The sequence below is a fragment of the Paenibacillus endophyticus genome (genome assembly GCF_014192395.1).
Lineage (GTDB): Bacteria > Bacillota > Bacilli > Paenibacillales > Paenibacillaceae > Pristimantibacillus > Pristimantibacillus endophyticus.
Genome location: NZ_JACHXW010000004.1, coordinates 268551 through 292572 on the forward strand (window position 1 = coordinate 268551; position 24022 = coordinate 292572).

Here is a 24022-nt window from a genome sequence, read left to right on the forward strand (position 1 = left end):
AAACAGCATTTTCCAGCAAGGTTCTTTTTTGAAGCAGCATTCCTTAGTGGATTTGCACCAGCAAAAATAAAACGATACCATATATTCTTCCTATGTTCCATAATCCTGCAAGTACAATTACTGCACAGGTTAATAAAGATGATGTTAGCATGTTTTGCAGATTAATGGGATTTATGTATGAAAGCCAAAAATTGATGCAAAAAAGAGAATGCTTCGCATTGAAACATCATCTATTCTAATCCGATTAATTGACAAAACAGGTCAACCACCGTATTATGGGTTACGATTATTATGTAAATTCATAACATGCGCAGAGGTTAAACGATGAATGCGATTGAACGAATCGATTGTATGAAATGCAAATATTACTTTATCACTTGGGAGCCTGGAGCGTCCAAGGGCTGCAAAGCTTTCGGCTTCAAAACCAATCAATTGCCCAGCATGGTCGTATACCGATCATCCGGCAAGCCTTGTCTAGAGTTCGAAAGCAAGCAGAAATAGTAGATGCATCAATTGCTCTCTCTCACCAATAATTAACTAACTCATAGTCATTCATAGTCCTCTGACTGTAGAGCCAGCGGAACGAATTCGGATGGCAAGCTTGTTTTCAAACAAAAAAGCACCGTGAGGTGCTTTTTCGCGTTATTTATGCTTGGACCAATTAGGATCGCTATTATCGAGCAGATAAGAAAAGTCATTTTCCAGCCTTTTTTGCTCTGCTTTTTTCTTATCTTCCTCCTGCTTTCGCTGTTCCTCTTTCTTTGCAGCATCCGCCTGCTTCATCTCGTCAGCCTGTAATTTAAGCTTGCTGAGCACATCGCTGCTTAACAAATCCTTTAGGGTTACTCCGTTTTCAGACTCCGGCTTTGATGCCTGTCTAGGAGGTGTAGAAGCTATTTTTTTCTGTTTTTTCCCCATCTACGATAACACCTGCCTTTAGTCGTTCTGGCAACGCTTCAGCGTGAAAGTCAAGCGTGCCAATAAATCAAATGATCGTTAATTATAATAACTTGCTTCTCACTCTCTTGCAAGCACAAACTGGCTCATATCATCTTGAAGCTGCTGCGAAAGCTTTCTCAGCGATTCCGATGACGTTTGGATTTTTACCATCGAAGCTAGCTGCTGTTCAGCAGCAGCGGCCATCGTTACCGCCTCTGAAGAGGTTTTGCGCGATACGTCCGCTACTTCATCTATCGTTGCCGTAACCTCTTCCATACCTGCTGATATCTGCTCTGACGCTGCGGATACCTCTTGTACCTGCTCACTCATCTTCCTGATGTCTGATAAAATTCTGCTCATCGTAGATTGTGTATTCCCAATCGACTGCAAGCCCGTATCTGTCTCTAACCGCATCTCATTCATTGCGGCTACCGTCTCGTCAACATGAGTTCGAACTGCAGACAACAGCTCCTCTATTGATTTCACAGACAGCGCAGTTTGCTCTGCCAGCTTGCCAACCTCCGAGGCAACGACGCTAAAACCGCGCCCATGCTCACCAGCTCTTGCAGCCTCTATATTGGCGTTCAATGCAAGCAGCCGCGTTTGCCTGGCAATCGTCATGATGACCCCAATTATTTGTTCCATTTGAACAGAGTGTCCGTCCAGCCTCGCAACGACCTGTGCAGATTCAACTTGTGAGCTCTTAATATTGCTCATCTGCCGAGCCGTCTCTTCTAAAAGTTGATTCCCAAACTTAACATGCTCGGCAGCATGAAAGGCCGACTCTGCGGCATCTGAAGACGCTTCGGCGATTCGAGTAATGCCGATTGACATTTCATTCATTGCTGATGCCGTTTCGCTCGTTGAAAGGCTCTGCATCTCCGTTCCGTTTGAGACATTCTGAATGGCGTCAGCAATAAGCTTCATCGCTGTAGTTGATTCAAGCGATATGACGTTTAATTGTGTTGACGATGATGCAGCATTGTCCGAAACGTGTTGATTTCGCCGCATCAGAACATTTAAAGCGCCTAACATCTCGTTGAAGGCAAGAGCTACGTGCTGCAGCTCATCCCTCGTATCGAGCTGAAGCTCCTGCGACAAATCTCCTTTAGCCATTTGCTCTACACGAGTTTTAAGCGCATTAACCGTTGCCATCACATTGCGGTAAAAACCTACATAGAACAAAGCGACCAACAGGATGATAAGGAGCGTAACGCTAAGAATGAGATTTCTACTGCGGGATAATTCCTCGCTTCTGTTCTGAAGAACAAGATCAAGATCATTGTTCACGCTTGTGAACAGCTCAGTCAGCACCGCGATCGTGGCCGTCCCTTCTGCAAAAAATTCGTCGCTCTTCGCTTTTAATTGTGGAGCATCTAAAATATCAGACTTCACCCGCAATTGGAACCGGTCTGCTGCATCGATGGATCGTTCGCCATCCTTCAGCAAATCTGTATGAATCCCTTTATTCCAGGTTTCAACAATGCCTATTGCTTTGTTCAAATCTTTAAAGGCAGTTTCCATTTTGGCCATTTCAAGCAAAATAGTGATATGGGCATCCTCGGGTAAGGATTTCGATACGAGAACGCCATTTCCTTGCCCTCTGATGACTGCCGTGTTCTCCATTAATATCGGCAGCTGCTGCACAAGCATTGTCATTAAATAAAAGGAATCTATAGCCGTGTCCAACGAGAGCCCTGACTCGTCCGAATAGCTGCCGATAAGCGATCTCATTTGATCAATGATCGCCGAATGAGCCGCAAAGCTTTCTTTTGCTTTCATTTCACTAAATGATCCTTCAAGCTTACTCCACTCTTCTGCAATGGATTGCCACTGACCAGAAGATTCAGGAAATGCCTCATATTGGATCGTTTTATTCATATCAGCAATAAAACGGTTGATTTCCTGCTCTTTTTTGTCCAACTCCGCTTTTAATTCCGAATTCCCGCTTAAGAAACCGTTCGCTAAACCACGATGCTGCTGAATCATCAGCATGAACGGCATAATTTCGTTAATCTCCGAAGCACCCGCTCTTTCATTCTTGATAAAAACGAGCTCCTGCTGCTGCTCCGACATCCATACATACAACAGCATCCCAATCGGTATAACCATCAAAAAACTGATAAAAGCAAACTTTTGACCATAACGGAGTTTGGACATGACCGCAGCAAACGGTCGCAACAATCGATTAAGCATAGAATCCCCTACCTTATGTATTTTCTCTAATCTACAACCTATATCGGTAGGGAGCGAGATACTTTTAACACCAATGTTAGGTATAGTGACATATATATGCCGAAATGCAAAAAGACCGATTCCCAAGCGGATATCTCCGGGAATCGGTCTTAGTATTCATATTATATTCATCTAATTGCCATACTCAATAAAGAGAGCTTCAGCAGCTGTTCGTGCCCATTCACGCGCCTGCTCAACGTTTGAGGCTGTGCTTAGCGCAACTGCCATGCGTCTTCCCGTCTTGGTCTCCGGTTTACCGAATACGCGGACTTGGGTATGAGGCACGGATAGCGCCTCTTCAACGCCGCCAATACGGAACTCGCCAGCTTCTCTGTCTGCTTTGAGCGTATGCGAAGCGCCAGGCGTCAACAAACGAATGGAAGGAATCGGAAAGCCGAGGATCGCCCTCACATGCAAGGCAAACTCCGATAAATCCTGCGTTGCCATAGTCACCATGCCCGTATCATGCGGGCGCGGCGAAACTTCGCTGAATAGGACTCCGTCTTTCGTAATAAACAGCTCCACACCATAAATTCCGTATCCCCCGAGCTCATCAGTAATACGAAGCGCGATCGCTTCCGCCTGCTCGATCTGCGCTGCCGTCATATCATGCGGCTGCCAGGATTCAATATAATCGCCATCCTTCTGCACATGACCGATCGGCGGGCAATAGCTTGTACCGGAAACGGAACGGACAGTGAGCAGCGTAATCTCGGACTCAAAGGTCACAAACCCTTCTACGATAATGCGCTGCTTTTTGGCGCGCCCGCCTTCCATCGCATAGCTCCAGCAAGCTTCAAGCTCTGCTTCGGAGCGGCATACGCTCTGACCTTTTCCTGATGAGCTCATGATAGGCTTAATGACACAAGGAAATCCGAGCACCGCAGCAGATTCACGCAGCTCATCCAGCGAATCAGCAAAACGGTAAGGAGCTGTCGGCAATTCCAATGTTTCTGCAGCTAGGCGCCGAATGCCTTCCCGGTCCATCGTAAGCCATGCAGCACGAGCCGTTGGAATTACGCGATGGCCTTCTTTCTCAAGCTCTAGAAGCGTTTCGGTTGCGATGGCTTCAATTTCAGGTACGATGAAATCCGGCTTTTCCTTCTCTATGATTCTGCGAAGCTCCATTCCGTTCAGCATATCAGTCGTATAGCTGCGATGTGCGACCTGCATGGCCGGCGCATGCTCATAGCGATCCACTGCAATCGTCTCAATGCCTAAGCGCTGAGCCTCCAGCACGACTTCCTTGCCGAGCTCTCCTGAGCCTAGCAGCAGCATTTTACGAGCATTTGTAGTTAACGGTGATCCATACATAAAGAAAAAGAACCTCCTGGAAGCAAATCGAAGTCGATCCCTAGCCTTGAACACGGCAAGAAGATCGCTTCGGTTCGTTTTTTCTTCCATTGTGGAGGTTCTACCATGAAAAATCAACTATTTTTGCAAAAGCCTATTACAGATAACGATACTGAGCTTCGATTAGCCCGTTGTACACGCCTTGCTTCGCAATCAATGCTTCATGATTGCCCTGCTCGACAATCTGACCATGATCAAGCACGATAATTTCATCGGCATGACGAATAGTTGATAAGCGGTGAGCGATCATAAATGACGTACGGCCGGACAACAATATTTTGAGCGCTTCTTGGATCTTGAGCTCCGTCTCGGTATCGATGCTTGCTGTCGCTTCATCCAAGATTAGAATTTGCGGATCTGCTAGCAACGCCCGAGCGAAGGATAGAAGCTGGCGCTGCCCCATCGAAAGCACATTCCCGCGTTCCTCAACCTGCGTATCGTAGCCATCCGGCAGATCCATAATGAAATCATGCGCATTCACCGCTTGGGCCGCCTTAACGATCTCCGCGTCCGTCGCATTCAATCGGCCATAACGGATATTATCGCGAATTGAACCCGCGAATATAAACGTATCCTGCAGCACGATACCAACCTGTGAGCGCAAGCTCTCAATTGTCACATCCCTAATATCGATCCCATCGATCAGAACACGTCCCTCAACCGGATCATAAAAACGGCATAGCAGGTTGATAATCGTGCTTTTACCGGAACCTGTGTGGCCAACCAGTGCGATGGATTGGCCTGCTTTCACGTCAATTGTGACATTTTTGAGTGCCGGCCGTCCCTTCTCATACTCAAAGACGATATGGTCGAAGGTCACCGCACCTTTTATTGGCGGAAGCGGCTTCGCATGCGTTAGTTCGCCTACGGTTGGCTCCTCATCAATAAATTCAAAGATTCGCTCTGATGATGCCATCGCAATAAGCAGCTGGGAATACATCTGGCCGAGACGGTTGATCGGATCCCAGAAGTTGCCGATATAATTGGCGTAACCAACGAGCAAACCAATCGTGATGGCTCCTGTTTGGATCAGATGGGAGCCGTACCAGAATAAAATAAAGGTTCCGATTGCTGACGTTACCTCTATAACCGGTCCGAACGCTTGGTTGAGCGCAGACGCTTTGTTCCATGATTTCACGTTAACCGAGTTCATATGGTCGAAGAAGCTCATATTGTCCTTCTCTTGCACATATGCCTGAGTAACCTTCATCCCTTGAATACTTTCGTTCAAATGAGAGTTGATGCGTGATTGCTTAATGCGCACGTCCTGCCAAGCGAACCGTATTCTTTTGCGGAGCGTCGTTGACACCAGGAACATGAGCGGTACCGTAATCATTACCGCGAGTCCCAGCTTGAAGTTCCACACAAGCAGGATGATTACAATACCGAATAACTGAACGCAGTCCATCAATAGATTGACTACGCCGTTCGTAAAGAGATCCTGCAGCGCATTAACGTCGTTCGTTACACGCACAAGCACTGAGCCGGCCGGTCTCTTGTCGTAGAAGCGGAAGCTTAGCTTCTGAATATGCTGGAACAAATGGTTCCTCAGGTCATAAATAACCTTCTGGCCGATAATGTTCGTATATTTAATGCGGTACGTATTGGAAGCCCATTGAATAATATACAAAAATAGCATCAGGCCCGCGATGATAAGCAGCTTTGGCACGCTTGTTTGGCCGTTCGCCGGAGCGATCGCTTCATCGATCGCAAATATGACGAGCGCAGGCACGCCAAGGCGTGTCACCGTACCCAGAATCATCATAATAATAACCGGCATCAGCTCTTTGGAGTAAGGTTTCATATACATAAACAAACGGCGTAATTGCCCCCAGTTAAAGGGCTTTTCGATCAGCTCGTCATCTTGATAGATGAAGCGTTCGTTTTTATTGCTTGCCTTTGCTTTGACACTGCTGCTCATTAGACGGTACTCCCTTTCCGATCATTCGCATCCTCGGCATCTAGTCCGTCTACGAGCGGATGATCAGCGTATTGAATGTTGTAAGTATCTCTGTACGGACCACGCTGCGCGATAAGCTGCGCGTGCGTACCGCGTTGCACGACATGGCCTTTATCTAATACGATGATTTCGTCAGCATGCCTCAGCGACGAGATCCGATGCGCGATAATGAAGGTTGTGCGCCCTGCCATCAGCTCTTTGAAGCCTGCTTGAATTTCATGCTCCGTTTCCATATCGACTGCACTGGTTGCGTCATCCAAAATAAGAATCCGCGGATTTTTGATCAACGCTCTCGCAATCGCGATCCGCTGTTTCTGTCCGCCGGATAGGCCCATCCCTCTCTCGCCCACGATCGTATCGTAGCCTAGCGGCAGCTCCATGATGAAATCATGTGCATTCGAGAGCTTAGCCGCATATTCGATTTGCTCTGGCGTAACATCTCGTACGCCATAAGCAATATTGTCGCGAATCGATGCCGAGAACAAAAATGTTTCTTGGAAGACCGGCGCGATCAAGCGGCGCAGGCTAGCTACATCCAGATTCCGAATGTCAATGCCGTCAAGCGTTATCGTACCTTTTTTAACATTGTAGGCTCTCATGAGCAATTGGATAATCGTTGATTTCCCTGAACCGGTCGCACCTAGCAAGCCGATTACAGAGCCCTCGGGCGCATCAATAACCAGATCGGTAACGGCTGGTGATTTGTCTGGATAATTAAAGGTGACATGGTCAAAGCGGACATGCCCCTTCGACGTCTCGTTATTAACCTCAATGGCGTCTTCGATATTTTTGACATGCACATGCTCATTCAGCAACCCGAGCACACGCTCGCCTGAAGCTTTGAACTGCGTGTAGTTGTTAATGTGAAAGCCAAGTCCCCACATCGGTCCAATAATGTACCAGATCAAGCTGAAGAACGCTACGAATTCACCAAGCTGAAGAGATTTGTTAATGACTAGAATACCGCCCGTTACGAGCAGGATAACCGCACTTAAGTTGGCGACCAGCTCCATGACAGGAAAATACTTGGCCCAAATCTTGGCTGCCCCGACTTGGTTCGTCTGGTAAGCCTCGCTCCGTACCGAAAACTTCGATACTTCATGCGATTCGCGCGCAAACGATTTAACAGTACGCACGCCAGTTATATTTTCCTGTACCGCAGTCGTCAGATTGCTCATCGCTTGACGCATCTCCCGGAATGCCGGATGAATGTTCTTCTCGAACCGAACAGCCGTGAAGGCGAGCAGTGGAATGGTCACCAATGTGATCAAGGTAAGCTGCCAATGAATCGATAGCATCATGGCTCCGCCAAAGACAATCATAAGCACCATGTTCAAAATTTGAGCGAAGCCAAAGCCGATAAAGTTTCGGATCGCCTCTAGATCCGCAGTTAGGCGCGACATGAGATCGCCCGTTTTCGCTTTGTCATAATACTGAAACGATAACGTTTGCAGCTTGTCGTATAATCCGTTGCGCATCCTGAATGCAACCTTATTGCCAAGCCGCCCCCCAAAGAATCCATGCAAAAACTGCATAAAGCCTTTAAACGAAACGACTCCGACTACCGTGAACGCAAGTGTCGGCACTAGCTCGAACTTCCTTGGTGTAATCACATCGTCAATCAGGTAACGCAGCAAATTCGGATAGACAAGTCCGAGCGCCGTAGCGCACATCAAGCAAAAAATGGAAGAGAACAAAAATTTTCGTTCCGCCCAATAAAATGCTTTCAATTGTCTTAAAACGTCCAAGTAAATCCATCTCCCCGTTGCTATTTTGTAAGTATGAGTGAATATTATCAGCATCCCGAAAAGCGAGCAAACTGTATAAGTATGCATATAACTGATTGAATCCGCTTATAGTCGCGATATGTAAATTGGAAACGGTTAATGCTCTCAAATGGTCCTAAATCGTGACAAATATGTGCCAATTGCTCACTTTTTGCACAGAAACACACAAAATAAAAAAATGCTTTTGCGGGAACCGACGGTACCCGCAAAAGCATTCAGCTGTTAATGCGATAGGATGGACTATATCCATTGACTATTAGAGATGAATCAATTGTTTGTGAAGCTGGCTAAGCTCAACGATATCCGCGCTTCCCGCAAGGGAGCTTCGCTTGCCGCTTTCGTATGCAAGCATGTCTTCGGCAAGCTTCGAACCCGCAAGCTCGGCTGCATTGCTCCAAATCTGCTCATACAGTAAGGTCCAAGCGGCTGTTTGCTCGGCCATCCATCCGTTCAAGGAAGGGGCAAGCAGCGTATCCAGCTCTTTGCGAAGGAGCGACTTCCCTTCGCCTTCGAAGAAATGGCGTGGCGTTTTGAAGCGGCTCCACAGCAGCTTAGCATCAACCGACTGCGCTTCCCATGCTGCAGGCTGCTCTGGCGTTGGAAGTGCAGAAGGTGAATAAGGAACCGCGCTATACGCGGCGATGGTCGACTCCAGCCGCTGGGCTGTGCTTGCGAACTGTTTCTGCAGCTGGGTGTGAATGCCTCGTTCCATGCGCAGGGAGGTAGCAAGCATCTCTTGCGAGAGCTCAAGCTGAACAAGCCTTTGAAGCTCCAGCCAAGAGGTCCAGATCGCTTTCTTCAAATCCCGCCCGTCATCCTGCAAGGAAGCTGGATTGAAGGCAAAATTGTAAAACTCGCCGAAGCGATATTGAATTCTCTGAACGACATAATAGAGCAATTCGCTCAGCTCTTGTTTCAGCTGTTCAGGCAATGATCCCGCTTGCAGGGTCGCAATATCCTGTTTCGCCGCTTGCACGGCGTTTTGGAGTGCATGAAGCTCTGCCTCACGCACGGAAGCATCGCCTTCCGCGCTTTTCAGCCAGCCTGCAACGGTTGCTGCCGCCCGTCTCAAATCCTGTTCGGCTGCTTCAATTGCAAGCCGGCCAAGGTCATTCTGGATAAAGGATAGGAAGGATTGCTCGAATGCTTCAATGCCGGAGCGTTTCACCAGCTCCTCATTTCCATCCGTCTTGCCGTCAAGCGCCTGCAGGCTTGAAACCGGGAACAAGCGCGGCGATCTTATCGCATGCTGCAGCAAATTCGTTTCAACATGCTTCAGCACGCCCGTCAGCTCCTCCTCGTCTGCTGCAAGATCCGCTGCGTTCACGAGGAAGAACATTTTATCAAGCTCGAATTGATCCTTAACCCGGCCAAGCTGCATTAGAAATTGACGGTCTGCTTGCGAGAAGGCATGGTTATAATAAGTGACGAACAATATGGCATCCGCATTCTTAATGTAATTAAAGGCAACGCCAGTATGTCTGGCATTGACAGAATCCGCGCCAGGCGTATCCACGAGCACGATGCCCTGTGCGGTCAGCTCGCAATCGTAGTAAAGCTCGATTTCGCTTACGAAGCAAGAGCGTGACTCTTCTGCTACGTAGCGCTCATACTCGGCTTGATCGACGGAGAGCTGCTGTCCGAGCAGCGGCTCATGCCGCTCCCAGCCTGCGCGGGCTGCGCGCAGGAAGCTGAAATGCGGGCGTCCGCCTGCCCCGATAGAATCGGGAGTCAAGCGGTCAATTGCCCGCATAAGCGCTGCGGCATCGGGCAATTGGTCGATGCCGGCCTTCTCTCCGAGCAGCGCTAAGGAGTAGCGAACGTCGTCTTCGATTGCAGCGCGCGACTTCATGACGATGCGCGCTGTGCCATGGCCGTGCTCCGCCGTTGGGGGCACGATCCGGTTGATCGCCGCCGTCGTCGGATTAGGCGATACCGGGAGCACCGGTTCGCCGATCAGCGCGTTTGCGAGCGATGATTTGCCGGCGCTGAAGGCGCCGAACAACGCGATGGTGAAGCGGCTGTCCTGCAGCCGCTTCGCCTTGTCGCGCATCGCTTCCGCAGCCGCGGCCAGCGCTGCATGCGGCGCGAGCAGCTCCGCCGCGCCCGCTAAGCGCGCGGCTGCGCCATGCTGCTGCGCGAGGGCGGCTCCGCCCGCGAGCGAGCTGCGCCGCGCTCCAGCATCACGCTGCGCCCCTGCGGCTCCGCGTGCCAGCTGCGCTTCGCTCGCAGCTGCAACAGCTTCAGCGGCCTCGCTCGCCGCCTTCGCCGCAGCTCCGGACCCGGCCGCTGCGCGCGGCGCGGGCAATGCCGGCCTAGCCGGCGCATCATGCAGCGCTGCCGTAAGGCGCGCTTCATGCTCGCCAGCTCGCTTCGCAATCGCTGCCAGCGCCATAAGTGCGCCAGCCTGCGCGCGAAGCGCTGCAAGCTGTGCCTGTGCCTCAGCCGCGGCCAGATCGCCTGCCGCAGCAGCATGATCCGCCAGCGCGTCAATCAGCACTAGCGCCCGCTGGCGATATTCAGCCTTCACGTCCGCTGCCAGATCGCGGCTGAACGTCATCGTGTATTCATTGCTAATGACTGCACCGGCTTTCACCCGTGAAATAAGCCATTCCGCATTAGGGAGCCAAGCGAGGCTTTGCGCCATTTGCGCTTCAAGAACAGCGCCGTCAAAGTCCGCCCGTTCGGCTTCCGTGCGGAGCAAATGCTTCACATGCCAATCAATTGAAGCGCTGATCAAGCTATTCAATTCCTCGCTGAAAGCCGTCAATCTCCGTTCCTGCTCGGCAGCCGTTTTCGCAGCTGCAAACAGCAACCCTGCCTTGAATCCAGGCTTTCTGCTTTCAAGAAAAGATTGCGCCAAATCACGCAGCCCTGCCGGCGTAATATTCGCATTGTCGAGCAGCGTTTGAAGCTCCTTGCGAAGCTGTGCCCGGTACACTTCTTTTTTGTTCCCAATCTGCTCAATAACTTGCTTCAAGCGATCCATCTCAAACGATACGCGGGCTGCCGCTTCCTCTCCGCCCGCTGCTTGGATCAACCGCTCACGCTCAGGCTCAGCTTGAAGCTCGCTCCACTTCAAATGGCCGGCAGCCAGATGACGCAAAGAAGCGTCTACGCTATAAATGCAGAGCGGCTCCCGAATCTTCTGCAGTCCGTCTAGCAGACCGAGAAATTTGTCCCATTCCTGATGGGGATGGCTGGGTTCGCGCAACGACAAATAGACGATTCCTGCCGGCTCTAGATGCCAAGCATGAAATGCGTCTTCTACGCTTTGGCGATAGCTTGAGAAGGAAAGCTCGCGCTCGCGATGCTTATCAATCTGATTGACAATAAAGTATAAGGGCTTGCCCCAATCCTTCAGCTGCTTGGCAAATGCGAAATTGATTTCGGATTGCACATGGTTATAGTCCATCACATAGAACACCACGTCCGCCAGATGGAGCGCTGATTCCGTAGCCATCCGATGGGCATCATCCGTTGAATCAATACCAGGCGTATCAAGCAGAACCGTATGGTTGCCCAGCTGCTCGCTCGGATAAATGATCGAAACGGAAGTAAACTGCTCGCCGTCTACGCAATAGCGGTCCAGTTCATCAATCGGTACCTCTGCTTGCGAGCGAACCCCGTTTTTGACTGTTTCTACCTCGGCGTATGCCCGATCGCCCCCGCGAATCGAAACAACGTTCGCGCTGGTTGGAATAGGGCTTGAGGGCAGCAGCTTCGTACCGCATAAACGATTAATCAAAGTTGACTTTCCAGCCGAAAAATGTCCACAAAAAGCGACAGTAAGCCGACCCTCGGTCAGCTTACTGTTCAGCTCCTGTGCTTGCTTTGCATGTAATGTATCTCCTGCAGCGGCCATCAAGCCCGCTGCCTCGGATATAGCTCCCGCTATGCTTTGCACGGTTATTTCTGTCATTTGCTTCTCCTTAAACGGCTTGCTCTTCTTCAGACGGCAGGCAGATTTCAAATACGTTGCCATGCTGCAAGATCATAATGTTGCGTTCTTTGTCACGCATAACGACAACTTCGGGCTTAACGCGCATACGTTCGATATATTGCTCAGGAACATCGCCGGAGCCGCTTACGGTAATGCCTTCTACTACGATGTCCTCGTTTTCTTCTGGAGGAGACTCTAGCACTTGCTCATAAATATCGGAAAAAAGCTCAAAGTTTTTTGTGTACACAGAAATACAGTTCATTGTCATCATCCTTCATTGGCTATTTTAGGTTTTATGCTCTTATTTTTGGTTTTAAAGCCTGGCTTCATACGTAGTTTTCCTTCTTTGCACGAATCGAGCAGCGGACAGATCGGACACTGCGGGCTTTGCGCTTTGCAATGATAGCGGCCAAAAAAGATGAGCCTATGGTGAGTTAACGTCCATTCCTCGCGAGGCACAAGCTTCATGAGCTTCTTCTCTACCTCAAGAACCGAATCATCCGGCTTAGCGAATCCAAGCCGCTTCGACACGCGGTCCACATGCGTATCGACTGCGATAGCAGGCACGCCAAATGCGTTGGACATAACGACATTCGCCGTTTTTCTGCCTACGCCTGGCAGCTCCGTCAATCCTTCATGGCTCCTTGGCACTTCACCGTCATATTTATCGATAACGATTCGGCATAGCTTCTGTATATTCGAAGCTTTGCTTCGAAACAGTCCGATGCGGCGAATATCCTGCTCCAGCTCTTCAAGCGGAACGCTCAAATAATCCTCAGGCTGCTTATATTTCTCGAATAAGCCCACCGTAACCTTATTGACCGTCTCATCCGTGCATTGCGCTGACAGCAGCACGGCTATCGTAAGCTCGAACGGATTGCTATGGTTAAGCTCGCAGTGTGCATCTGGAAACATTTCCGCAATGATATCCAGTACATGACGCATTTTCTGTTTCGTGCTCATCGTCCTCTCCCCTAATCAAACACTATCGTTCAAAGTGTAGCGAATATTGTCACGCTTCGCAACCGTAATCAAGCACATTCTATAAAAAAACTGCCCTTTAGGGCAGTTTTTTCACAAAATATAAATATCTAACCCTAAAAATGGGCTTATTTCACTTCATTTGCTATTTGACCACTGCGATCGCATAGTTTCTGAATCCATAAATCGTAATGGCTTCGCCCGCTTTGAAAGCCGTTGCGGCAGTCACGTTTCCATTATAAAAATATTTTGTATTGCTGTTTACGTTGAAATAATTTCGATTGTCGGAATCCGAAACCTTTTCTGTCCAAATTTGCGCACTAGCTATGTTATAGCTTGTAAAAATCCGGCTTTCACCAATCGCCACTGATATTTGCGTCTTATTGCCTTCATACTTCTGCACTTCTACATAGTCGCCAACCGCGATTAGGTTAGATGCGTTGTTCTGAGAAGTGCCTTTAATGGCAGTGAACCCTGCGTCTACATTATACACCGTCGTTTGACCTGCAAGATCCACGATCGTCACGCTGCTTGCCGATACGGCTTGCACTTTGCCGAATGTGGCTGCTACTGTACGTGCAGTGACCGCTTGTTTGCCGATATAGCTGACGTTGATCAGATTGCCTGGCGCAACTTGCTCCACCGTCAGCTTGGCACCTGCTTCATTTGTGATTTCCGTGCTAATTACGGATAATTCAAAGACAGCTGTCATCGCATTTTTCACGCGTATCTTCTTCGCTGTGGCATCAACGGAAACGACCTCATATTGGGCATTTCCATGTACTTTTATCGTAGCTACACGGTCCTGCGTGTTGTTTAATTCCAATGTGATCAGATCGCCTGTCTTTAAGTCACTAAACGCGGCACTTGTGATGGACGGGTGCTCTACATAAGCAGAATTATAAGGCAAAGCGACCGTAGAACCGTTATCCAGCTTAACCATCATCAAATTTGACGCCGAATTCATAGAAACGAGATTGCCTGTATATTTCGTTACGAATTGAAGGGAAACAATCGAATTCCCTGTATAAGTAATCACGATTTTGCGATTCTGAGTCAACAAGCTCGTCGCCGAAGCTAATGTAATGAGATTACCGCTATATTCGATTTTCGTTTTATCCGTAAAGTATAAGGCCTGGGCATTGCCGCCAGAAGCGTCAACGACGGTCAACAGTTTTTTGTCATATACGAAACTAGCAATTTGCGCGCCGGCAACTGTTTTTACGTTTCGATTAGCAACCTTGATTTTCGTAACCTGGTCCGCTTCGTTCAGCGTAAGCTCAACTTCATCCGCCTCTTTAATCAAGTCGCCAATTGTGGCTCCAGTTAATCCTGCAATCTCCAGAGTCACGGCATCTGTCATGAACTTGGAAACAAGTGTAGTGCCTTGCATGACCGTGATTAGTTCTCCATCCGTGCCATAGAACGTTCCTTTCACGCTTGTCGATGACGCTTGCGGTGCAGCTACGATTTTGACGGCGATTGGCGTATCGCGGAATGCATCCTGCACAATGGAGATCGCACTGTCCCTCTTAATCGCTGTCAATGCTAATGCCTTCCCATCGCTGTCGACGACGGAAAGCGAATCGTTATAAAAAATCTCAACCGGCTTGTCATTCACCCAGACATATATTTTCTTTTCACTTGCAATAACCCGATCAAGCGTACCTGTTATTGTAGACGTATGTGCCTTGTCACCCTTCACCTCGACGTATAATGCTTTACCGTCTCTGGCAATGACAGTAACATCCCCATACTCCAGCAATTGCTGCTTCGTAATAGGCGTTTCCGTATTGTAAGTATAATAAAGCGTATCCGCATTGATCGAATAGCTCGTTTCTTTCTTATCGCTGTAGACCGTTATCGCGTTATCGGTAATACGTGAAATGATTCCGTCGACCTGCCCTTCGTATGCAACAGGGTATTGGCTTTCCGCACGGCTGAACATGGTTGCAAGGCTAGCGCGTGTTACGTTCGCCTTAGGATCGAACTTCACGGATGTTACGCCCTTAACCAGCTCCAGCTTAGCAGCAAGATTGACGTAACCTTTATAGATCGCACTAATCTGGGAAGCATCTGAGAAAGAAGAAGCTGTGTTTTGCAAGTTCAGCGCTTCTTGCTTTTGGCCGATAGCTCGTACCATAAGCTTCGTTACCCATTCGCGGGTAGCTGGCTTTGTTCCCCAAGCGTTCTTCGTATCTTTCGACGCCAAATCGAATTCCTCTACTTGATCGAGCAGACCTTCCTTAAAGGCGAGCGTAACGTAAGCCTTGAAGAAAGCACTTACCGAGAAGGAATTCGGAAAACCAATGATTTCATCTTGATCTGCTTTCTTGTCTAATCCTGCAAAGCGCAGCGCCATGAGCACTGCTTCCTGTTGACTTACATTCTCGCTTGGACGGAATACGAACGCACCGCTCGTAGTCGTATTTCCTTCGATAATTTTTTGAAGAGCCAGCTTAGCGATATGTTTCTCCGCCCAATGTCCGCTTGTCACATCTTTAAAAGGTGTTGTTAACGCAGCAGCGGCAACGTAATTTTGGCTTGTTGGAATAATCACTCCGCTGCCCGCCACCAATGAAAAAGCGAGTGCTCCGATCAATAGCTTCCTACCTGCAAATGGCATGGTCATAAACGACTATTCCTCCTGATTGTCATATGTAATTACGCAGAACGGCCTCGCCGCTCATTCAGTGAGCGGAGCGAAGCCATTTGATATCATGCTATTGTTCCTTCAACATCGGATGCTCCAGTTCAACATGCCCCATCAGCGTCTCGATTTCTGCACCGTCAACCAATAACGCAATCGACTTAACGAACTCAAACTGAAAAAGTGTTTGCTTGAGCGTCTCGATGACGAACATCTCACCTGGCGCTCCGAGACGAGCCTCGTCTGGCAGATGGATATCGATTGTAACAAGTCCATCTTCGAGTACTACGGTTTTGACCTCGATTGGTTTCCATAAAGACAAAGCATTATCGCCGGCATCCTGCTGCAAGGCTTCGATTGCCGCTGAAACCAAATCAGAATCAGTCTCGTACGAGAGCTTAACTTTATTCTCCACTGTTTCAGTCAGCTCGGCATCGGTTAAGTAAATAGTAGCTTCGATTTCTTTTATTTCGGGTGTCGGTTCAATGGTAGGCGCTGTCGTCGCTGTTGGAGCGCTGCCTTGATTGTTGCTTGGCTTGTCTTGGACCCCGCAGCCTGCTATTGCAGCGGAAACAACCATGACAGCAAGCAGTCCGCGTGCTTTGAATCGTTTCATAACACTGAACACCTGCTTTCTACTTCACTTTGAAATATTCCTTGATTCCGGCTACAAGCTCAGTTGCAATTCGTGTCTGAGCAGCATCGTCAAACAGCATTTTTGCATCGTTAGAATTAGACAGGAATCCAGCTTCGATAAGGACAGCAGGCATTGTCGTTTGCTTGATGACTTTGTATGCTTCCTTCTTAACGCCGCGATCCTTGATTTTGGTAGCTGCAATCAAGCGTTTATGGATAACGGCAGCCAGTGCTTTGCTATTCTCACGGTAATAGTAGGTTTCAGCGCCTGAAGCCGAAGCAGCACCGCTATTCGCATGGATGGACATAAATAAATCGGCTTTTAAATTCTCAGCAAATTTAATCCGATCATCTAGAGAGGGGTACGTATCTCCCGTTCTCGTAAAGTGAGCTTTGATTTTAGGTTCCTTATCGAGCAGAGCCTTCATTTTAAGCGCAACGCTTAAGTTAAACTCCTTTTCCCATCTGTTCAATACGCTTTTGGCACCGGGATCAGATCCTCCATGTCCAGGATCTATCACAACGTCAAACATGTCATTGGACGCTGGTGGTTCCTGCGGGTCTATTACGATCGGTGGATCAACAGGTAGGTTTGGATCAACTGGTACATCCGCTAGCGGCATGAATGTTAATTTGAATTTACCCAAATCTTCGGTCAACACATAACCGGTATCCTCACTGATCTCAATGACCAAACGAACGGTTGGCGGAGAATTCGAGAATAAAGAATAACGTATTTTTTGCAAATAAGTGCTGTCTGTAACATCGATTACGGCTTGTCCGCTCAAAAACGTGTTTAGCCCCGTATTTGGAAAATCAAATACAATTCGTTTCGGGCTGTCTAATACCAATGGCTTGTTTGCCTTTGAAACACCCTCGTAGCTTACGGTCAGCGTGCTTTCTCCATTGTAGGCTACCTCTGTTATGAGGCCTGTCGGAACTGCTGGATCCGTTGGAATAACGGGTTCAGTAGGTTCAGTCGCATGCTCATACATATGTACTTCTTTCTCGGTCGCCTTCCACTCGAAATCCAAACCGAACTGCTCACCGATAAAACGAAGCGGAACTAATGTGGTGCCTTTAATGACGGATGCCGTAGTATCCATTTGAACCTTTTGATCATTCACAAGCGCAATATTGTCATTCAGTTTGAGCTTAATGATATTGCTGCCATGAGTGACCGTCGCCGCTTTGGTCGTATTATCCCAGACAATTTGATAACCAAGGCCTTCTGATACTGTTCGAACCGGCACAACTGTTGCATTGTTAATAATTTGCGGGTTCACGGCTGAAGTTAACAAATTACCATTCAAAAATAGCTTTGGGACGACCTCTGCAGCTTGTCCTACAGTGGCGAACATCGTGAAAAACAACGACATAAACAACAACATGGACACAAATCTTTTCATTTCCCACCTCGATGACTGAAATTGCCCGCATCGAATGAGTGCATTCGACTTTTACAGACGCAAATATAGACGCAGCTTGTCAGAAAAAGTTGCGTTAAAAGGAAAAAAGAGGACAAATCGCTCTAACGAGCTGCTTTGTCCTCTTTGCTTCATTTCCTAAACCAAAGTAGCAATGTGCTTTTGCTCATATGCTGTAATTTTATCTTCATGCTGAAGCGTCAAGCCGATGTCATCCAATCCTTGCAGAAGGAATTGACGACGGTGCTCATCCAGGTCGAAATCGATTGTTAGACCAAAATCATCAGACAGCTGCTTGTTCTCTAGGTCGACTTTCAGAGTATAACCTACATGCTTTGCTGTGCGTTGGAAAATCTCTTCAACTTGCTCTTCACTAAGCTTGATTGGCAGAATGCCGTTTTTGAAGCAGTTGTTATAGAAAATATCTGCATAAGAAGGAGCGATAATGACTTTGTAACCATAGTCTAGAATCGCCCAAGGCGCATGCTCACGTGAAGATCCACAGCCAAAGTTGGCACGGGATACAAGCACTGATGCACCCTCATAACGTGGTTTGTTCGGTTCGAATTCAGCGTTTACTTCGCCGCTTTCATGAAAGCGCCACTCGAAGAAAAGGAATTGGCCGAAGCCGCTGCGCTCAATGCGCTTCAAAAATTGCTTAGGTATGATTGCATCGGTGTCGACATTGACCCGGTCGACCGGGGCGACGATGCCTGTAAGTTGTTTAAACGGTTCCATATCGGATATACCCCTCTCTCGCGTTCAGTTAGTTCAACACTTCGGATTTAATTTCCCAGTCGCGCACATCATGGAAATGGCCTTTAACCGCAGCCGCAACAGCCATTGCTGGCGATACTAGATGCGTGCGTCCTCCGCGTCCTTGACGACCTTCGAAGTTTCGGTTGGAAGTCGATGCGCAGCGCTGGCCTGGTTTCAATACATCCGGGTTCATCGCTAGGCACATGGAGCAGCCCGCATCGCGCCATTCAAAGCCAGCTTCCGTAAAGATTTTGTCGAGACCTTCCTTTTCCGCTTGAATTTTCACGCGGCCAGAACCTGGTACGACAATTGCCGTTACACGGTCGCTAACCTTGTAGCCTCTAGCGATTTCGGCAGCCGCACGCAAATCTTCAATCCGTCCGTTTGTACATGATCCGATAAATACATAATCAATAGCAATTTCATTCATTGGCGTACCTGGCTTAAGATCCATGTAGTCAAGCGCTGCTTCAGCGGCTTTGCGCTCGTTCTCTGTTGGAAGGTCAGCAGGGAATGGCACTTTTGCCGTGATGTTTGTACCCATACCAGGGCTAGTACCCCAGGTTACTTGCGGGATAAGTGCATCTACATCGAAGTGAACAACCGTATCATATACTGCACCTTCGTCCGTAGTAAGCAGCTTCCAAGCTTCTACAGCTGCTTCGAAGTCAGCTGGTGCATATTGACGACCGCGTAGATAGTTGAAAGTCGTTTCGTCAGGAGCAATCAGGCCAGCGCGAGCGCCTGCTTCGATTGACATGTTGCAGACCGTCATGCGCTCTTCCATTGTCAAGCTCGTAATTGCTTCGCCTGTAAACTCGATCACATAACCGGTAGCAAAATCCGTGCCATACTGAGCGATTACGCCTAGAATCAAATCCTTCGCCGTAACGCCAGGCTTTCTCGTACCGTTGAAACGAACCTCAAGCGTTTTTGCTTTCGATTGCTGCAAGCACTGAGTTGCCATAACGTGCTCAACCTCACTTGTACCGATACCAAAAGCCAATGCGCCAAATGCGCCGTGCGTGGATGTATGGCTGTCGCCGCAAACGATCGTTTTGCCCGGGTGCGTAAGGCCAAGCTCAGGTCCCATTACGTGAACAACGCCTTGGTCAATACTGTCAAGGTCAAACAGCGTTACGCCAAAATCTTTACAGTTTTGCGTAAGCGTGTCAATTTGCTGTTTCGAGATCGGATCCGTAATATTGAAACGATCCTTAGTTGGTACGTTATGATCCATCGTTGCGAATGTAAGATCCGGGCGGCGTACTTTGCGTCCGGATAAACGCAAGCCTTCAAAGGCTTGCGGTGACGTTACTTCGTGAACAAGCTGCAAGTCGATATAAATAACGCTTGGCTTGCCTTCTTCTTGATGAATGACGTGATTGTCCCAAATCTTTTCAAACATTGTCTTTTTCGTCATTATATTCACCCCATCGTTTCTTTAAATCTTCTGCATTTCTTAACTGAACCTACTATAGCATTTCTTTCTTCATTGATCCAAGATATAATATCTATAAAGTCTATAGGTAATAACTATAATGGAAGTTTCAATTCATCATAATACAAATAAAGGAGATATCTGCATGGAGCTTAGACAGCTAAATTACGTGATCCAGATCGCTTCTGAGAAAAACTTCTCGCGCGCTGCTGAGAAACTGCATATTGCTCAACCATCTCTTAGTCAGCAGCTATCCAAACTAGAGCAAGAAATAGGCGTGCTTTTGTTTCGCCGAACGACCAACTCCGTTGAGCTCACGCAAGCCGGACAAGTTTTTGTAAGCAAATCGCAAGCGATTCTTGATGCGGTCGAGCAGCTTAAACAAGAGATGGATGATATGGCTCAGATGCGCCGCGGCCGTCTTGTCGTTGGCACGCTGCCTATCACCGGCTCGCATATCTTGCCAATGGTGCTGCCCGTATTCGGTGAGCAATATCCACAAATCGAGGTAGTACTCGTCGAAGATACAACGGCCAAGCTTGAACAGCTTACAGCGAGCGGCGGGACGGATCTTAGTCTCCTCTCTCTCCCATTAATCGATAATTCACTCTCATGGGAACCGTTTCTCGAAGAGGAGATTTGCCTTGCCGTCCCTCCGAACCATCATTTAACGAAAAGAATCGACCCGATCGATATTTCCGAGCTGGAGGAAGAGCCTTTCATAGGTTTAAAAAGAGGGCAAGGCTTCCGCCAAATTACGGTAGACCTCTGCGAGCAGGTTGGATTTTCACCGCGAATCGTATTCGAAAGCAGCAATATCGAGACGATCCAGTCTCTCGTTGCCGGAGGCATGGGAATAGCATTCGTCCCGCAAATGCTTACGCGAATCAAAGGCTCTCAATTCGCGCCTGTTTACCTTTCCTTAGCGCAGAAGCCGACAAGAACGCTGGTCATTGCCAGCCGCAAAGGCCGTTATTTATCGAAGGCGTCAGAAGCTTTTATTCGAACGTTGAACAAAACGATAAGCAACTATCCGTGATCAAGCTTCATATATATTAGGCCTGCGGTCCTCGAATACCGGTATTTTGGATCGAACCGAATCAACAAGCGTCAAATCGATATCCGCATACAAAATGGTTTCTTCTTCTCCTGCCTCGGCAACGGTCTCTCCCCAGGGATCAAGAATAAGCGAGTGCCCGAAAAATTGCGTATCTCCGCTCGTACCCATGCGGTTGCAGGCTACGACAAACATCTGATTCTCGATTGCGCGCGCGGTTAACAAAGTTTTCCAATGATGCAGGCGCGGATGCGGCCATTCTGCAGGTACGAATAGCAGCTTGGCTCCTTCCAGCGCCAGCTTTCTGGCGAGTTCCGGGAAACGAATATCATAACAGATCATCATTCCTGCTCCTGATCCCTCCAGCTCCAGGCGACCGGGCTTCTCGCCTGCTGCCAAATACTTCTCTTCATCCATAAGCCGGAACAAATGAATCTTGGAGTAGTCCGCAATTTGTTCGCCATTGCGGTCGAACGCATACATCGTGTTATACACGTTCTCCCCTTTCAACTCAGCAATTGATCCGCCAATAATATGGACCTGATGTTTCTTGCTGAAGTCTGATAGAAACGCTTTGGTTCGAGCCCCGTCTTTATCTGCGATTGTTTTGATTTCCGTAAGCGCATATCCTGTATTCCACATCTCAGGAAACATGATGACATCCGGCTTAACCGGCTGGCTGACCGCTTCCTCAAGCATGGCTGCCAGCTTCGTGAAATTGACTTCCGGATTTCCGGCTTCTATGTTCATTTGCAGCAATGCTATCCGCAATTGTTGACTCATGGTGGGTTCCTCCCGTTATTGCTTTTTTTCCCTAATGATACCTTGTCATGGATTTGTGTCAAGATGGGAACTGTAACAAGAAGGAATAACAACTTTGCTTCAAAAAGGAGAATGTCAATTATGCACCCAAAACGAATAGCCGCCATGCTGCTGGCATGCTGCTCGCTCTTTCTGTTCGCACAACTTGCTTCCGCTTATCCCGCTCACCAGGCACATACCGCTCCAGCCACGGAAACAGGCCTGAAACCCGTGCAAGTGTTCGATGTCGCTGCCGGCAAAGTCATCAAAACGATTCCAAATGATGCACAGTATCAATCCTTTGCCTCATCATGGGTCAATTCGATTAGCGGTTTGGCTCCGCAGGTAACGAATGACGAGAGCTGCAGCTATGTGTACCGCGTGCCTCTAGCGAAAGCCGTGACGATTAAATCGAATGATGTGTCGGTAACCTCCGACGATCTATTCCTTTTTTACTGCAAGGATAAACCACCGATTCTGCTCGTTTTTGATGAGAAGCGCAGACCTTACTTATTCCTGTTCAAGGCCGATATCAAGCCGTTCCTTCAAAAGGTAGGCGTCCCCAGTTCTTAGGCTTTAGCTTCTCATCTCCCTGCATTCATGCTACATTAAAGCTATTGCTTAACTATAGATAGCGATTTTGCCATGTGGAGTGTGAGGGAATGGAAACACAAATCGGTCAACACCTTATTCAACCTGCGACTCGGATGAACGGTCTTCCGACGCAATTTTTTGCCAAGCTGGTCGCCAAAGCGAATGCTCAAGCAGCCAAAGGACGCGATGTTATCAATTTGGGACAAGGCAATCCGGACCAGCCGACCCCTCCCCATATTGTTGCCAAGCTTCAGGAAGCAGCTGCCAACCCGTTGTATCATAAGTACCCCCCTTTCAGCGGCTACCCTTTCCTTAAGGAAGCTGTTGCAAAGCGGTACAAAGAAGATTACAACGTTGATGTCGATCCAACGACTGAGGTCGCCATCTTATTCGGAGGAAAAACCGGATTAGTCGAGATCAGCCAGTGCTTGCTGAACCCGGGTGACGTGTGCCTGGTGCCCGATCCCGGATATCCGGATTACTGGTCTGGCGTTGCGCTAGCCGGTGCCGAGATGTCGTTTATGCCCTTAACGGAGCAAAACAGCTATTTGCCTGATTATGAAGCGATAAGCCCGGAGCTAGCGGCACGAGCCAAGCTAATGTTTATGAATTATCCGAACAATCCGACAGGCGCTGTTGCAAGTGCAGCATTCTATGAGCAAACCGTACAATATGCCGAGAAGCATGGCATCGTTGTCGCGAGCGATTTCGCCTACGGTGCGATTGGCTTCGACGGGCATAAGCCGATCAGCTTTCTTCAAACGCCTGGCGCCAAGGAAGTTGGCGTCGAATTCTATACGCTGTCCAAAACCTACAATATGGCAGGCTGGCGCGTTGGTTTCGCTATCGGCAATGCGCAGATCATTAAGCTCATCAATTTGATTCAAGACCATTACTATTGCAGCCTTTTTGGCGGGATTCAAGAAGCGGCCGCGCTTGCTTTAACAGGCCCCCAAGAATGCGTAAATGAGCTTCGAGCCATGTATGAGCGACGCCGAGAAGCGCTGTTCACGGCCCTTGATCGAATCGGCTGGAAGGCCGCTCGCCCAGGCGGTTCATTCTTCTGCTGGCTTCCCGTTCCAGAAGGCTTCACGTCGGAAGCCTTCGCAGATTTGTTATTGCAGGAAGCAGACGTAGTGGTAGCACCGGGAGTAGGCTTTGGAACACATGGCGAGGGATTCGTCAGACTGGGACTATTAACGAGCGAAGAGCGCCTTCAAGAGGCGGTTGAACGAATTGGCAAGCTGAATCTGTTTCATTAAATCGGGGCAATGCCTTGCTTTACAGCAGCTTTGGATCGTGATATGCTTGTAGGAATTGAACATGAACGTGATGACGGGACAAGTAAGCAAGAAGGGTCGCGATCAGAGAGTAAATTCCATGGGCTGCGAGAATTTACCGAAGGCCGCTTGCTGAACCTACCTCCGAGCGGCCGGCCATGAACCGGACAGCGCCTTCT

The 24022-nt window shown here is 48.6% G+C and carries 18 protein-coding genes; 4 read left to right on the top strand and 14 right to left on the bottom strand.

The features are described 5' to 3' along the window. Positions 1 to 324 precede the first annotated feature (324 nt). Positions 325 to 501: a uracil-DNA glycosylase gene (locus FHS16_RS08845; protein WP_183561012.1), complete on the top strand. Its 177-nt coding sequence runs from the start codon at positions 325 to 327 to the stop codon at positions 499 to 501. A 141-nt stretch (positions 502 to 642) separates the two neighbouring features. Here FHS16_RS08845 and FHS16_RS08850 read toward each other — a convergent pair whose 3' ends face one another. The 13 genes from FHS16_RS08850 to leuC all read right to left on the bottom strand — a co-directional run bounded on the left by FHS16_RS08850 (position 643) and on the right by leuC (position 20093). Then, a complete protein-coding gene (locus FHS16_RS08850; RefSeq protein WP_183561014.1) occupies positions 643 to 918 on the bottom strand; it encodes a YqkE family protein in 276 nt (91 codons plus the stop codon). Positions 919 to 1017: 99 nt separating this feature from the next. Next, positions 1018 to 3135 (bottom strand): methyl-accepting chemotaxis protein, encoded by a 2118-nt coding sequence (locus FHS16_RS08855; protein ID WP_183561016.1) that lies wholly within the window; start codon positions 3133 to 3135, stop codon positions 1018 to 1020. A gap of 171 nt (positions 3136 to 3306) precedes the next feature. Further along, positions 3307 to 4488: a formate-dependent phosphoribosylglycinamide formyltransferase gene (gene purT, locus FHS16_RS08860; RefSeq protein ID WP_183561018.1), complete on the bottom strand. Its 1182-nt coding sequence runs from the start codon at positions 4486 to 4488 to the stop codon at positions 3307 to 3309. 136 nt (positions 4489 to 4624) lie between these two features. Next, positions 4625 to 6448: an ABC transporter ATP-binding protein gene (locus tag FHS16_RS08865; protein WP_183561020.1), complete on the bottom strand. Its 1824-nt coding sequence runs from the start codon at positions 6446 to 6448 to the stop codon at positions 4625 to 4627. Further along, positions 6448 to 8235, bottom strand: coding sequence for an ABC transporter ATP-binding protein (locus FHS16_RS08870; RefSeq protein WP_183561023.1), 1788 nt, complete (start codon positions 8233 to 8235; stop codon positions 6448 to 6450). The genes FHS16_RS08865 and FHS16_RS08870 overlap by 1 nt, the downstream gene beginning before the upstream one ends. 295 nt (positions 8236 to 8530) lie before the next feature. Continuing rightward, positions 8531 to 12196 carry a dynamin family protein gene (locus tag FHS16_RS08875; RefSeq protein WP_183561025.1) on the bottom strand — a complete coding sequence of 1222 codons (3666 nt, stop codon included), beginning with the start codon at positions 12194 to 12196 and terminating at the stop codon, positions 8531 to 8533. A 10-nt stretch (positions 12197 to 12206) separates the two neighbouring features. Then, positions 12207 to 12479 (bottom strand): NAD/NADP transhydrogenase alpha subunit, encoded by a 273-nt coding sequence (locus tag FHS16_RS08880; protein WP_183561027.1) that lies wholly within the window; start codon positions 12477 to 12479, stop codon positions 12207 to 12209. Positions 12480 to 12484: 5 nt separating this feature from the next. Next, entirely contained in the window at positions 12485 to 13180 is a 696-nt protein-coding gene (nth, locus tag FHS16_RS08885) for an endonuclease III (RefSeq protein WP_183561029.1), read from the bottom strand. Positions 13181 to 13343: 163 nt separating this feature from the next. Further along, on the bottom strand, positions 13344 to 15830 hold the full coding sequence (locus FHS16_RS08890) for an S-layer homology domain-containing protein (RefSeq protein ID WP_183561030.1): 2487 nt from the start codon (positions 15828 to 15830) through the stop codon (positions 13344 to 13346). Positions 15831 to 15921: 91 nt separating this feature from the next. Beyond that, the gene (locus tag FHS16_RS08895; RefSeq protein WP_183561032.1) at positions 15922 to 16464 is read right to left on the bottom strand and encodes a GerMN domain-containing protein; all 543 of its coding nucleotides are present in this window, start codon (positions 16462 to 16464) and stop codon (positions 15922 to 15924) included. Between the two features lie 19 nt (positions 16465 to 16483). Then, positions 16484 to 17893: an N-acetylmuramoyl-L-alanine amidase gene (locus FHS16_RS08900; protein WP_183561034.1), complete on the bottom strand. Its 1410-nt coding sequence runs from the start codon at positions 17891 to 17893 to the stop codon at positions 16484 to 16486. 156 nt (positions 17894 to 18049) lie between these two features. Beyond that, positions 18050 to 18649 carry a 3-isopropylmalate dehydratase small subunit gene (gene leuD / locus FHS16_RS08905; RefSeq protein WP_183561036.1) on the bottom strand — a complete coding sequence of 200 codons (600 nt, stop codon included), beginning with the start codon at positions 18647 to 18649 and terminating at the stop codon, positions 18050 to 18052. Between the two features lie 28 nt (positions 18650 to 18677). Continuing rightward, positions 18678 to 20093, bottom strand: coding sequence for a 3-isopropylmalate dehydratase large subunit (gene leuC / locus FHS16_RS08910; protein WP_183561038.1), 1416 nt, complete (start codon positions 20091 to 20093; stop codon positions 18678 to 18680). Positions 20094 to 20256: 163 nt separating this feature from the next. On the opposite strand from leuC, the gene FHS16_RS08915 reads away from it, so the two are divergent. Continuing rightward, on the top strand, positions 20257 to 21150 hold the full coding sequence (locus tag FHS16_RS08915) for a LysR family transcriptional regulator (RefSeq protein ID WP_183561040.1): 894 nt from the start codon (positions 20257 to 20259) through the stop codon (positions 21148 to 21150). Here the strand turns inward: FHS16_RS08915 and FHS16_RS08920 are convergent, their stop codons facing one another. Continuing rightward, positions 21151 to 21951, bottom strand: coding sequence for a carbon-nitrogen family hydrolase (locus tag FHS16_RS08920; RefSeq protein WP_183561042.1), 801 nt, complete (start codon positions 21949 to 21951; stop codon positions 21151 to 21153). It abuts the gene before it with no gap. Positions 21952 to 22071: 120 nt separating this feature from the next. Between FHS16_RS08920 and FHS16_RS08925 the strand changes: the two genes are divergently transcribed. Beyond that, on the top strand, positions 22072 to 22542 hold the full coding sequence (locus FHS16_RS08925) for a hypothetical protein (RefSeq protein ID WP_183561044.1): 471 nt from the start codon (positions 22072 to 22074) through the stop codon (positions 22540 to 22542). Positions 22543 to 22631: 89 nt separating this feature from the next. After that, complete coding sequence (locus FHS16_RS08930) at positions 22632 to 23825, top strand: pyridoxal phosphate-dependent aminotransferase (protein ID WP_183561046.1); 1194 nt, start codon at positions 22632 to 22634, stop codon at positions 23823 to 23825. The last annotated feature ends 197 nt before the right edge of the window (positions 23826 to 24022 follow it).

Excerpts from the sequence above, each read along its gene's own strand:
- FHS16_RS08845 (WP_183561012.1), top strand. The coding sequence starts at position 325 with ATGAATGCGATTGAACGAATCGATTGTATGAAATGCAAATATTACTTT.
- FHS16_RS08850 (WP_183561014.1), bottom strand. The coding sequence starts at position 918 with ATGGGGAAAAAACAGAAAAAAATAGCTTCTACACCTCCTAGACAGGCA.
- FHS16_RS08855 (WP_183561016.1), bottom strand. The coding sequence starts at position 3,135 with ATGCTTAATCGATTGTTGCGACCGTTTGCTGCGGTCATGTCCAAACTC.
- purT (WP_183561018.1), bottom strand. The coding sequence starts at position 4,488 with ATGTATGGATCACCGTTAACTACAAATGCTCGTAAAATGCTGCTGCTA.
- FHS16_RS08865 (WP_183561020.1), bottom strand. The coding sequence starts at position 6,448 with ATGAGCAGCAGTGTCAAAGCAAAGGCAAGCAATAAAAACGAACGCTTC.
- FHS16_RS08875 (WP_183561025.1), bottom strand. The coding sequence starts at position 12,196 with ATGACAGAAATAACCGTGCAAAGCATAGCGGGAGCTATATCCGAGGCA.
- FHS16_RS08880 (WP_183561027.1), bottom strand. The coding sequence starts at position 12,479 with ATGAACTGTATTTCTGTGTACACAAAAAACTTTGAGCTTTTTTCCGAT.
- nth (WP_183561029.1), bottom strand. The coding sequence starts at position 13,180 with ATGAGCACGAAACAGAAAATGCGTCATGTACTGGATATCATTGCGGAA.
- FHS16_RS08890 (WP_183561030.1), bottom strand. The coding sequence starts at position 15,830 with ATGACCATGCCATTTGCAGGTAGGAAGCTATTGATCGGAGCACTCGCT.
- FHS16_RS08895 (WP_183561032.1), bottom strand. The coding sequence starts at position 16,464 with ATGAAACGATTCAAAGCACGCGGACTGCTTGCTGTCATGGTTGTTTCC.
- FHS16_RS08900 (WP_183561034.1), bottom strand. The coding sequence starts at position 17,893 with ATGAAAAGATTTGTGTCCATGTTGTTGTTTATGTCGTTGTTTTTCACG.
- leuD (WP_183561036.1), bottom strand. The coding sequence starts at position 18,649 with ATGGAACCGTTTAAACAACTTACAGGCATCGTCGCCCCGGTCGACCGG.
- leuC (WP_183561038.1), bottom strand. The coding sequence starts at position 20,093 with ATGACGAAAAAGACAATGTTTGAAAAGATTTGGGACAATCACGTCATT.
- FHS16_RS08915 (WP_183561040.1), top strand. The coding sequence starts at position 20,257 with ATGGAGCTTAGACAGCTAAATTACGTGATCCAGATCGCTTCTGAGAAA.
- FHS16_RS08920 (WP_183561042.1), bottom strand. The coding sequence starts at position 21,951 with ATGAGTCAACAATTGCGGATAGCATTGCTGCAAATGAACATAGAAGCC.
- FHS16_RS08925 (WP_183561044.1), top strand. The coding sequence starts at position 22,072 with ATGCACCCAAAACGAATAGCCGCCATGCTGCTGGCATGCTGCTCGCTC.
- FHS16_RS08930 (WP_183561046.1), top strand. The coding sequence starts at position 22,632 with ATGGAAACACAAATCGGTCAACACCTTATTCAACCTGCGACTCGGATG.